This is a genomic window from Halopseudomonas pelagia CL-AP6 (genome assembly GCF_000410875.1).
In the GTDB taxonomy this organism is placed as follows: domain Bacteria; phylum Pseudomonadota; class Gammaproteobacteria; order Pseudomonadales; family Pseudomonadaceae; genus Halopseudomonas; species Halopseudomonas pelagia.
In genome coordinates this window covers 239162-251076 of record NZ_AROI01000006.1, presented here as the reverse complement: position 1 = coordinate 251076, position 11915 = coordinate 239162, and the positions used below count along the sequence as shown (strand labels likewise).

The window sequence follows — 11915 nt, the reverse complement described above, 5'->3', positions numbered from 1 at the left end:
TTAGAATCACTAGCGTCCGCCTGCCCAAGAGCTCTGGTCGAGCACTGGATTTTGACTGCCTGCATGTTAGGGCAGCGCTGGCGCTTTGAAAATCCCAATCACTGTATCAGCCGGATAGTTTACCCCTATAGTGCGTCTACAGGGTCAATACCGCGCGGGCAATGTCAGGCCCGAATTGACATGAGATTCTATTTAATAAGGACGCTATCGATGGCAGAGACCTTCACCCCCATGCGCGGCCCTGACTACTTAAAAGAGGGCTGGCAAAAAATACGTCAGCCGGGGCTCAGGCGCTTTCTGGTCATACCGCTGATACTCAACCTGGGCGTTTTTGCCGCGCTGATCAGCTGGGGTGTGCGCCAGTTTAACATTTTGATGGCTAGGTTGATGGGCAGCCTGCCTGACTGGCTGGGGTTTGTAGAATGGCTATTGTGGCCGCTGTTCGCGTTGATGGTGCTGGTGGTACTGTTCTTTGGTTTCAGCATGGTAGCCAATCTGATTGCCTCACCCTTCTATGGCTTTCTGGCGGAAAAGATTGCCGAACAGGAGCGCGGCATTGTCAGCCCACCGACCCGCTATAGGGATATTCTGCTAGTCGTACCCCGCAGCCTAGGCCGTGAACTACGTAAAATAAGTTATTACTTGCCCCGCCTCGCAGGCCTGCTGATTCTGACCCTCATTCCAGTGCTCAACCTGGTCGCCTCACCACTATTGCTGCTGTTTAGCGTGTGGATGATGGCGGTGCAGTACATTGACTACCAGGCCGACAACGACCAGGTCAGCTTTCTCGATATGCTGCGCTGGATGCGTGGCAGGCGCGCACTATCGCTAGGCTTCGGACTACCGGTGTATGTTGGCATGCTCATTCCACTGATCAATCTGCTGGTGATGCCTGCGGCGGTAGCAGGTTCAACATTGCTATGGATTCGCGAGCGACGCCGCGCGTTGCCATAAATCCGTCATGCTATTGTCATACAGGCATCATTGATGCCCCATGACAATGGCTACATGATCAAACAAATGGCTGCACCCCGGCGCTTTGCGCTGGTTACCGAAACCTTTGCACCTCAGATTAACGGCGTAGCCAATACGCTAGGGCAGCTCGTCGAGGGCTTGCTGGCACGCCACCATGTGCTGCAGCTGGTTCGCCCAGCCCAGCCTGGCGAAGCGATCGGCGCGTCGGCGCTGGGGGCCTTTAGCGAGCTGCGGGTGCGCGGCATCCCCATCCCCGGCTACCCCGAGCTGCAGTGGGGTCTGCCCGCCACCAATAACCTGCGCCGCCTGTGGCGCAGGGAAAGACCCGATGCCATCTACCTGGCTACCGAGGGCCCACTGGGCTGGTCAGCCTTGAAGCTAGCACGACGCATGGGTATACCGGTCATCAGCGGCTTCCATACCAATTTCCAGCAATACAGCGATCACTACGGTCTTGGCCTGTTCCACCGACCAATGATGGCGTACCTGCGCTGGTTTCATAATCACACCCAGCTCACTTTGACTGCCGGCCCTGGGCAGCAGCGTGCCCTGCTGCGCGCCGGCATGCGCAACCTTGCGCAATTGGGCCGCGGGGTCGACTGCGAACGTTTTCATCCAGCACACCGCGACTCAGCTCTGCGCGAACACTGGCGCGCCGCCGAAAACGACCTGGTGCTATTGCACGTAGGGCGGCTGGCGGCGGAGAAAAATTTGTCGCTACTGGTGCAAGCCTGGCAGCAGTTGCAGCGACACCACACGCCCGGCTCGGCACAGCTGCACCTGATCATTGTCGGTGACGGCCCCTCACGACAGGAACTGCAGCGTCAGCTACCGGACGCCACCTTTACCGGTGCATTGACCGGCCAAGCCTTATCCCAGGCTTATGCCAGCGCAGATATCTTCCTGTTTCCCAGCGTGACCGAGACCTTCGGCAACGTCGTGACTGAAGCCATGGCGTCTGGATTGGCGGTTTGCGCATTTGATCTGGCCGCTGCGCATCAGCACATCCGCGACCGGTTCAGCGGGTGCCTGGCGACGGAGGGTTATGAAAGCCTGTTTATCGACAATTTGGACTGGTTGATCAGTGATGCAGAGGGGCGCCGCAGCATACGCCTACATGCACGGCATCATGCCTGCCAGCTAGGCTGGGACGCAGTGATACAGCGTTTTGAAGGGTATTTGCTGAAGGCCGCAGAAGGGCAAAAAACCGGTTTGCCCGTGCTACAAGGAAATAGCCCGGGCAAACCAGTCAGGTAAATCAGGCTAAGGTTTTCAGCGCTTCACGGCTGAATGGCAGAATGTCACCGAAACGGCCTTCGCGCACCTTGTTTGCCCACTGCGGGTCAACAATCAACGCGCGGCCTACAGCAACCAGATCGAACTCGCCCTGACCCAGACGTTCAAGCAGCCCGTCGATATTCGCGGTTTCGGCAACCTTGTCGGTTTTGACCATAAACTCCAGAAATTCACCGTCCAGACCAACACTACCCACAGTAATGCAGGGTTTGCCGGTAATGTTGCGCGTCCAACCTGCCAGGTTGAGTGGTGAACCGTCGAATTCGGGCTCCCAGAAGCGCCGCTGTGAGCAATGGAAAATATCCACGCCTGCGTCAGCAAGGGGCTTCAAGAAAGCTTCGAGTAGATCGGGGGTCGGTGCCAAGCGGGCGCTGTAATCCTGCTGCTTCCACTGGGAAAAACGGAAAATCACTGGATAGTCAGGACCGACCGCATCCCGTACCGCGCTGATGATCTCAACCGCAAAACGCGCACGATTATCCATGCTGCCGCCGTATTCATCGGTGCGCTGATTGGTACCATCCCAGAAGAACTGATCGATTAGATAGCCATGCGCGCCGTGCAGCTCGATGGCGTCAAAACCAATAGCCTTGGCATCCTTGGCCGCTTGGGCAAAGGCCTTGACCACATCCTGAATATCTTCGTGGGTCATGCCATGGACCAACTCTTTACCATTCTTGATCTTTTCCATCGGGCCGTAACCTGGCACATCGCCATCCGGCGGCGTACCCAAGCGGCGCACGTTACCTACGTGCCATAGCTGCGGGGCAATTTTGCCACCGACCGCATGCACTGCATCGACTACTTTCTTCCAACCGGCCAGAGCCTCTTCACCATGGAAAGCAGGTACGTCAGGGTAGCCGTTGGCGGCTTTGTGGCCCACCGTGGTGCCTTCGGTAATGATCAAGCCAACGCCGGATTCGGCGCGACGACGGTAATACTCAACCACCTGCTCGGTGGGTACACCCTTGGGCGAAAAGTTACGCGTCATGGGCGCCATGACGATACGGTTATTCAGGCTCAATGGGCCAAGCTCAAAGGAGGCGAACAGGGGGCTGGTATCAGCAGACATCAGATTACTCCGTATTAAAGTGTTGCGACGACCTCCTGGTTGACCGGTCGTCTTGGCGTACTAAATTCGTTTACTAAGTCCGTTTGTTCAATTCAACTCAAGGGCGCAAAAGTCTTTCCAGCTGACCAATAAACACCCGTAATGGCGCAATCTGACGATCAACTTTCATACGCAGCAAAGCACCCTCCCACGCGGCACCAATAAAGGCACCCAGTGCTTGGGGATCCTGATCTGGAGCCAACTCACCGGCGTCCCTTGCCTGCGCCAGACACTCAGCCAGCAGTTGGCTGGAACGATTGAGGATAGCGCTGGCGGCATAACCGATTGGCTGGCTATCACCAGCCTTCTCGTGACAAAGGCTACCAATAAAACACTGGTGTGTTGGCTCGGCCTGATTGGCGAAATAGCCCACCAAATCACGATAAAAGCATAGCAATCGCTCGCGGGGGGAGCTGTCCTGCGCCTGCAGCGCCGCCGCAAAACGTTCCAGGCGTGGCGTGTAATAGTAATGCAGCGCCTGGATAGCAAAATCTTCCTTGCTCTCGAAGTAATGATAGAAGGAACCCTTGGGCACACCGGCACTCTGGGTAATCTCCTGCACCCCAGTACCGTTGTAGCCCTTGAGCAGCATCACTTCAGTGCCAGCGGCGAGAATGCGTGCGCGTTTATCTTGAATAGCGTTCATACACAGGACTATACGACCGGTCATATATTATTTATAGACCTTTTCAGTTTTATTGATTTTATTGATAACGGGGGATAATTGAAGCGCGCAGCGATAATCAGACATAAAAAAACCGGGAATATCCCGGTTTTTTTTGCTTGACGCTTGAAGCTAGCGAAACGCCTTAGTGCTCTACGCCGCCTTCACCATGGATATGACCATGAGCCAGCTCGTCTTCACTCGCATCACGTACGTCAGCAACTTTGACTTCAAACGTCAGGCGCTGGCCAGCCAGAGGATGGTTGCCATCGACGGTGACTTCGTCACCTTCCACCGCGGAGATGGTGACAATCTGCATACCGCCATCCGGGCCGGAAGCGTGGAATTGCATACCCACTTCCAGTTCCTCAACACCTTCGAACATGTTGCGGCCCAATACTGCCACTAGTTCGGCGCTGAATTCACCGTAGGCGTGTTCTGGCTCTACCGTTACTTTCAGCTCATCGCCCACCTGCTTGCCATCGAGCGCTTGCTCGAGACCGGGGATGATATTACCCGCGCCGTGCAGGTAAACCAACGGACCACCACCATCGGAAGAGTCCAATACTTCGCCTGCATCATTGGTCAAGGTGTATTCAATCGATACGGCTTTGTTGGCAGCAATCTGCATAATCTGATACCTGTCTTTTTGCGTGAAGCGAGCCAGTTTACGCCAGTTGACTTAATAACGCACGGGTTGACCGATACGCGGCCACCCATGAAGATGGCGCAACTGGTGCCTGAACAGGCGCCCAAGCCGGCTGGAACAAGGTGATAGAGAATGTCGGACCGACTGGTTCTGGTAATCAACTGCGGTAGTTCATCAATCAAGTTTGCACTACGGTGCGAGTCACAGGCGACGGCCCTGTTGAGCGGTTTGGCTGATCGCCTGGGCAGCGACCAGGCGACATTATCCTGGCAAGTTGCCGGCACCCAACACTGCGTGCCGCTCGCCGACGGCGAGCATGCCACTGCGCTGACCGCCCTGTTACCGTTGATCGACGATTACAGCGGCCAACCACTCAGCGCTGTGGGTCATCGCGTGGTACATGGGGGTGAACATTTTACCGGGGCCCAGGTCATTGATCTGGCAGTGCTTGACGCCATCCGTACCAACGCCCCGCTCGCCCCCCTGCATAACCCTGCCAATCTGACCGGTATCGAAGCGGCCATGCGCGTCTTCGAAGAGGTGCCGCATATGGCCATTTTCGATACGGCTTTCCACCAGAGCATGCCCGCCCATGCCTATCGCTACGCTCTGCCGGAGGCGCTGTACACCGAGCAGCGCATTCGCCGTTACGGCTTTCATGGCACCAGCCACCAGTACGTGACCAACCAGGCCAGCCAGCTTGCCGGGCTGCAAACCGGCCAAGGCGCCTGGCTCAGCGCGCACCTGGGGAACGGCTGTTCGAGCTGCGCGGTGCTTGATGGGCGCAGCCAGGACACCAGCATGGGGCTGACGCCACTTGAAGGCCTGGTCATGGGTACGCGCAGTGGCGACGTCGATCCCAACTTGCATGGGCATCTGGCCAGAACCTTGAACTGGGATCTACCCCGCATTGATACCATGCTCAACCGGGAAAGCGGTCTGCTGGGCCTCTCAGGACTGTCCAACGACATGCGCCAATTGGAACAGGCGCGCGCCGAGGGTCACCCTGGTGCCACATTGGCAATCGCGGTGTTCTGCTATCGCCTGGCCCGTTCGCTAATGGGCCTGGCCGCCGCGCTTCCGCGCTTGGACGGTGTTATCTTTACTGGCGGCATTGGCGAAAATTCGAGCCTGATTCGTGCGCTCACGGTGGAACATATGGCGATACTTGGGCTCAAACTCGACACTGATCGCAACACGTCGGCACCTCGCGGCCAGGCCTGTATGATCAACGCTGCGGACTCAACGGCGATCATGCTGATCCCCACCGATGAAGAGCGCCAAATAGCGGACGAAAGCCTGGCTTTGCTGCCACGTTGACACCCTCCCTCCTGACAGGACGTTTACATGCATACCTTTTTCATCGCCCCAACCGGATTCGGCGTTGGTCTGACCTCCATCAGTCTGGGGTTGATCCGCGCGCTGCAACGTACTGGGCTGCGCGTACACTTTCTCAAGCCGATTGCCCAGCCGCACCTCGGCGATACCGGCCCGGAACGCTCCAGCGAGCTGATCAGCCGCACGCTGGACCTGACACCGCCGACGCCGCTGACGTTACCGGAAGTTGAGCACCGACTGGCCAATGGTCAACTGGATGAAGTGCTAGAGGATATAGTCAGCCTATATCAGCAGGCTGCAGTGGACGCTGACGTGGTGATTGTCGAAGGCATGGTCCCGACCCGGCAAGCCAGTTACGCCGCCCGTATCAATCAGCATCTGGCCCGCAGCCTGGATGCCGATGTGATTCTGGTCACCGCTCCGGACAATCAAGATATGGCCAGTCTGGCCGATCGTATCGAGATTCACGCGCAGGGCTTCGGTGGCCCAAGACACCCTAAGGTGCTGGGCGTGATTGTCAACAAGGTGCGCAATCTAGAGATGCGCGAAGACCCTCCGGCCGATCGTGATGCACTCAAACGCACCCTGAAGGAATACGCCCTAGCCTTGAAGCAGGAATCGGCGGTTCTCAACACTGAAGACTTTCGCCTGATTGGCTGCATCCCCTGGCAGGCGGAACTAAATGCGCCACGCACCGCAGATGTTGCAGCGTTGCTGGATGCCCGAATATTACACCCAGGCGACATGCAGCACCGCCGCGTGCTCGACATCGCTCTCTGCGCGCGCACCGTACCCAACATTGTTGACCGTCTTAAACCTGGCACGCTAATCGTCACCCCCGGTGATCGTGATGACGTGATCATCGCCGCCAGCCTAGCGGCACTTGCCGGCACGCCCTTGGCCGGGCTACTGCTGACCAGCGACTTCGACCCCGACCCCCGGGTGGTGCAGCTGTGCCAACCGGCATTGGATGGCGGGCTACCACTGCTGGGTACCCATACCAATACCTTCGATACCGCCACCCGCCTGGACCGGATGAACCGCGAAATCCCGGTAGACGATCACGAGCGCGCAGAATTGGTCACCGAGTACGCCGCGTCGCATATTGATCATGCCTGGCTGCAGCGCCGCTGCGGCACGCCGCGCGAGGTACGCATGTCGCCGCCCGCCTTCCGCTATCAGCTGATGCGTCGTGCCCAGCAAGCCGCCAAACGTATCGTGCTACCGGAAGGAGACGAGCCGCGCACCGTACAGGCTGCGGCGATCTGCCAACGCCGCGGTATTGCCCAGTGCATTCTGCTGGCCAAACGCGAATCAGTGGAAGCCGTCGCCCGCGCCCAGCACATCACATTACCTGAAGGCTTGCAGATCATTGACCCGGATAGCGTCCGCGAGCAGTACGTACAGCCAATGATCGAACAGCGCAAAGGCAAGGGCCTGAATGCGCCTATGGCGCTGCAACAACTGGAAGACAATGTAGTACTGGGCACCATGATGCTGGCGCTGGATGAGGTCGATGGCCTGGTGTCAGGCGCAATTCATACCACCGCCAACACCATTCGCCCGGCCTTCCAGTTGATCAAGACCGCGCCCGGCTACAGCCTGGTCTCATCGATCTTCTTTATGCTGCTGCCAGATCAGGTTCTTGTGTACGGGGACTGCGCGGTCAATCCCGATCCGAACGCCGAAGAACTGGCCGAAATTGCCATCCAGAGCGCGCGGTCCGCCGAAGCGTTCGGCATACCCGCGCGAGTAGCGATGATCAGTTACTCAACTGGCGAATCCGGTACCGGCCTGGATGTGGAAAAGGTCCGCGAAGCAACGCAGATAGCCAAAAAGCGCGAGCCAGCATTGTTGATTGACGGCCCCCTTCAGTATGATGCTGCCGCCATCGCCAGCGTCGGCGCGCAAAAAGCGCCAGACAGCCCGGTGGCCGGCAAGGCCACTGTATTCGTGTTCCCCGACCTCAATACTGGCAACACGACCTACAAGGCGGTGCAGCGCAGCGCCAATGTGGTCAGTGTCGGGCCCATGTTGCAGGGCTTGCGCAAACCGGTGAATGACCTGTCACGCGGCGCCCTGGTGGATGACATCGTCTACACCATCGCGCTGACGGCCATTCAGGCCGACATGAATGACTAGACCCGAGCCAGCACCCTAATCTGGCCGGTTAAGACTGGCCCTTTAAATGAGCTATTCGAATGCTGAGTTTTCTGCCCCATAGCCTGCGCGGTGCCCTCGCGGCACTGCTGCTGATCCTCAACACGCTGCTGTGTTTCAGTGTGCTCTTCCCTCTATCGCTGATTAAACTGCTGCCCCTCAAAGGCTTGCAGGTGTTTTGCACTCGGCAGATCATCCGCATTGCCGAGTTCTGGATGGCCTGCAACAGCGGCTGGATGGCCCTGACGGGCAACATTGAGTGGGATATCCAGGGCCGCGAACGCCTGGATTACGATGGCTGGTACCTGGTCACCAGTAACCACCAGACCTGGGTTGATATTCTGGTGCTGCAGCACAACCTCAACCGGCGCATGCCGATGCTCAAGTTCTTCCTGAAACAGGAACTGATCTGGGTTCCCATCATCGGCATTTGCTGGTGGGCGCTGGATTTTCCTTTTATGAAGCGCTACAGCAAAGCCTACCTGGCTCGTCACCCGGAGAAAGCCGGGCAGGATGTTGAAACCACACGCAAAGCCTGCGAGAAATTCAAGACCACACCGGTTGCGGTATTTAATTTTCTCGAAGGCACTCGGCTGACCCCGACCAAGCACGCTGAACAGCAGTCGCCCTACCGCCACCTGCTCAAACCCAAATCCGGCGGCATTGCTTTCGTTCTCGATGCCATGGGCGAGCAGTTACGCTCCCTGGTCGACATCACCATCCATTACCCGGATGGCAGCCCGACGTTTTGGGATCTGCTCAGTGGGCGCATCAGAAAGGTCGTGGTGCGTTGCCAGATAAAGCCGATACCTATCGAACTACTGAGTGGCGACTATCATCAGGACGCAGTATTTCGCGCCGACTTTCAGCGTTGGGTGAACACTCTGTGGAAAGAAAAGGATCTGCTGCTGGACCAACTGCACCACGACTATCCGCCGGGGCACTAGTCGGCAAGCCGGTTTACCGCAGGGAGCCCTGCGGTAAACCCTATTACTTATAGCTTGCTTACAGCGGACGCAGGTTGATTTCCACGCGGCGGTTCTGAGCACGACCGGCCTGGGTATCATTGCTGGCGATAGGCTGGTTCGGACCAGCGCCACGGCTGCTGATACGCGATCCTGCGACACCTTGGCCCGTCAGGTACGAAGCCACACTACCGGCCCGCTCCTGTGACAGACGCATGTTCAGATCCATACCGCCAGTGCTGTCGGTATGGCCGATGATATCGATACCGTTCTTGTCATACTCCTTGAATACCTTGACCAACGAATTCAGCGTCGGATAGAAGCTGCTGGACACATCGGAAGAGTTGCTGGCGAAGGTAATATTGCCCGGCATGACCAATTGCAGGTTATCACCGTTACGGATCACCTGGACGCCAGTGCCGGAGAGCTCCTGACGCAAGCGTGCTTCCTGTTGATCAACGTAATAGCCATAGCCCGCACCTGCAGCGCCGCCAACGGTGGCACCAATCAGCGCGCCTTTGGTCCGATCACTTTTGCTGGACGTCGCGGCACCGACAACGGCACCCGCCGCAGCGCCGCCTAGACCATAAATGGCTGACTTGCCTGTTTCACGCTCACCGGTATAAGGATTGGTGGTACACCCGACCAGCAAAGCAGAACAGAAGCCGGCAACAATCAAACCATGGGTTTTTGTGGCGTTGAATTTCATGAATGAATCCTTTGTTTTTTAATTACTCGTGTCCAGAGATTAGCACGCCAATCATATGGCCCGCAGATATACAGACCACAAAGCGAGCATTTATTTCCGCCCTCAAGCGCGGATGAACGGGTTGCTGCGCATTTCATCACCCAGCAGCGTATTAGCGCCGTGCCCGGTCACCACCAGTGCTTCCTCGTCCAGGCGGTAAAGCCGCTCCCGGATGGATTTCTCGATTTGTCGATAATCCCCGCCCCACAGATCAGTACGCCCGATGCCACCACGAAACAATGTATCGCCGGCAATCAGTAGCTTGTCCTTGGGAAACCAGAAGCTCATCGAGCCCGGTGTATGCCCCGGCGTATGCAATGCCACCCCACAACCGCAGGCCAATTCCTCATCATCGCTGAGCCAATGATCCGGCGCCGGTACCGGCACATAGGGCACGCGGAATAATTTGCACTGCATCTCCAGGTTGTCCCAGAGGAATTGGTCTTGCTTATGCAGGTGCAGCGTCGCCCCGGTCGCCTTTTTCATCTCGCCCGAGGCCAGAAAATGATCAAGATGCGCGTGGGTATGGATGATACTGACCACTTTCAACCCCAACGCGTCCAGACGCTGAAGAATAAACTGGTGATCCCCGCCCGGATCAATCACCAACGCTTTCTTGCTCAGCGGGTCGCCGATGATGGTGCAGTTGCACTGTAGCGGGCCGACAGGGAAGGTTTCGCGGACCAACGTGGTGGCATTGTTCATATTCGTTAAGCTCCTGTTTTCAGCTGTCTTCACCACGATGCACCAGCTTGTCTACCACCAGACTGCCGACCATATCCCCTTCAACGTTGACCGCAGTGCGCACGGTATCCAGCAGCCGGTCGATAGGCAATAGTATGGCTATAGCTTCGGCGGGCAGGCCGACGGCCTGCAGCACCATGACCATGGTGACCATGCCGGCGCTGGGGATGCCGGGAGCACCGGTGGAGGCAATCATGGCGGTAAAGAACACCACCATCTGCTGGGCGAAGCTCAGCTCGATGCCGACCAGGTTGGCGACAAACAGTGCTGCCGCGGCTTCATAGAGCGCGGTGCCGTCCATATTCATGGTCGCGCCCAGCGGTAACACAAAGCCGGCAATGCTGCGGCGTACTTTCAGATTGTGCTCGGCGCAGCGCAGGGTAATAGGTAGCGTGGCGGCACTGGAGCTGGTGGCGAAAGCCGTGATCAGCGCTTCGCGCGAGCCGCGCCAAAACCACAGCGGCGACTTGCCGGTAACCAGAAACAGAATACCCGGGAGGATGACAATGCCGTGGAACAGCGTGGTCGCGAATACCAACACGATAAAACCGAGCATAGTCACCAGCAGCGAAACATCCTGTTCGGCCACCAGGCGGATCAGCAGCGCTAGAATCCCCAGCGGCGCCAGGCGCATGATCCAACTGATCACCTGCAATAGCAGCTCGAGAAACTCCTGCATCAAGCGCAGTATGCCCTGATAGCGTTCGCCCCCGGCCACCAGCGCAATGCCGATAAACAACGCGAACACGACGATGGCGAGAATGCTGCCGTTGGCGAAGGCAGCAAAGGGGTTCTGAAACAGGTTGGCGAAAAAATGCAGGAAGAATTCCGGCATGCTCAGTTGCCGGGCTTCAAATGAAGCCATGGCATCGGCGAATAGCGCAATGGGCAGGTCGGCGCCAGGCTTGAAGATATTTGCCGCCAGCAGTGCGACCAGCATCGCCAGCGACAGGGTAATGACGAAATACACCAGTGTGGTGATCCACACCCGGTTGATCTGATGGTGCGCCTGCAGATTGGCCACACCAACCACGATGGAGGTGAAGATCAATGGCACCAGAATCATCTTCAACATGCCGATAAAGATACTGCCGACCAGCGTACTGGCGTAGAGCACGCCGCTGCGCAGGCCTTGCTCGGCGGGCAACAGACCCAGGCCCCAGCCCATCAGCACGCCCAGGCAGGCGGCAATCAGTATCTGACGATTCAGGCTGGGCATAGGCTCGGTCTCCGCAGGTCTGGCGCACTAATCAGTTCAAAGGATT

At 57.6% G+C, this 11915-nt stretch carries 11 protein-coding genes; 5 read left to right on the top strand and 6 right to left on the bottom strand.

What is annotated here, in order from left to right; all coding sequences use genetic code 11:
* Positions 1–210 precede the first annotated feature (210 nt).
* Both cysZ and K787_RS0105590 read left to right on the top strand, forming a co-directional pair.
* The gene (gene cysZ / locus K787_RS0105595) at positions 211–954 is read left to right on the top strand and encodes a sulfate transporter CysZ (RefSeq protein WP_022961811.1); all 744 of its coding nucleotides are present in this window, start codon (positions 211–213) and stop codon (positions 952–954) included.
* 66 nt (positions 955–1020) lie between these two features.
* Positions 1021–2232: a glycosyltransferase family 4 protein gene (locus tag K787_RS0105590; RefSeq protein ID WP_028614634.1), complete on the top strand. Its 1212-nt coding sequence runs from the start codon at positions 1021–1023 to the stop codon at positions 2230–2232.
* Position 2233: 1 nt separating this feature from the next.
* Here the strand turns inward: K787_RS0105590 and K787_RS0105585 are convergent, their stop codons facing one another.
* The 3 genes from K787_RS0105585 to K787_RS0105575 all read right to left on the bottom strand — a co-directional run bounded on the left by K787_RS0105585 (position 2234) and on the right by K787_RS0105575 (position 4677).
* Positions 2234–3343, bottom strand: a complete 1110-nt coding sequence (locus tag K787_RS0105585; RefSeq protein ID WP_022961809.1) for an NADH:flavin oxidoreductase — start codon at positions 3341–3343, stop codon at positions 2234–2236.
* 97 nt (positions 3344–3440) lie between these two features.
* On the bottom strand, positions 3441–4028 hold the full coding sequence (locus tag K787_RS0105580; protein WP_022961808.1) for a TetR/AcrR family transcriptional regulator: 588 nt from the start codon (positions 4026–4028) through the stop codon (positions 3441–3443).
* 163 nt (positions 4029–4191) lie between these two features.
* The gene (locus tag K787_RS0105575; RefSeq protein ID WP_022961807.1) at positions 4192–4677 is read right to left on the bottom strand and encodes an FKBP-type peptidyl-prolyl cis-trans isomerase; all 486 of its coding nucleotides are present in this window, start codon (positions 4675–4677) and stop codon (positions 4192–4194) included.
* A gap of 150 nt (positions 4678–4827) precedes the next feature.
* On the opposite strand from K787_RS0105575, the gene K787_RS0105570 reads away from it, so the two are divergent.
* The 3 genes from K787_RS0105570 to yihG are packed head-to-tail and all read left to right on the top strand — an operon-like array spanning position 4828 to position 9140.
* Complete coding sequence (locus tag K787_RS0105570; protein WP_022961806.1) at positions 4828–6015, top strand: acetate/propionate family kinase; 1188 nt, start codon at positions 4828–4830, stop codon at positions 6013–6015.
* Positions 6016–6042: 27 nt separating this feature from the next.
* Entirely contained in the window at positions 6043–8175 is a 2133-nt protein-coding gene (pta, locus tag K787_RS0105565) for a phosphate acetyltransferase (protein WP_022961805.1), read from the top strand.
* Between the two features lie 59 nt (positions 8176–8234).
* Entirely contained in the window at positions 8235–9140 is a 906-nt protein-coding gene (yihG, locus tag K787_RS0105560; protein ID WP_022961804.1) for a 1-acylglycerol-3-phosphate O-acyltransferase, YihG family, read from the top strand.
* A 58-nt stretch (positions 9141–9198) separates the two neighbouring features.
* Here yihG and K787_RS0105555 read toward each other — a convergent pair whose 3' ends face one another.
* From K787_RS0105555 to K787_RS0105545, 3 genes are all read right to left on the bottom strand, one after another.
* Complete coding sequence (locus K787_RS0105555; RefSeq protein WP_022961803.1) at positions 9199–9867, bottom strand: YiaD family glycine zipper/OmpA-like lipoprotein; 669 nt, start codon at positions 9865–9867, stop codon at positions 9199–9201.
* A gap of 102 nt (positions 9868–9969) precedes the next feature.
* A complete protein-coding gene (locus K787_RS0105550) occupies positions 9970–10611 on the bottom strand; it encodes an MBL fold metallo-hydrolase (protein ID WP_022961802.1) in 642 nt (213 codons plus the stop codon).
* 19 nt (positions 10612–10630) lie between these two features.
* Positions 10631–11869, bottom strand: coding sequence for a dicarboxylate/amino acid:cation symporter (locus K787_RS0105545; protein ID WP_022961801.1), 1239 nt, complete (start codon positions 11867–11869; stop codon positions 10631–10633).
* Positions 11870–11915: the final 46 nt, after the last annotated feature.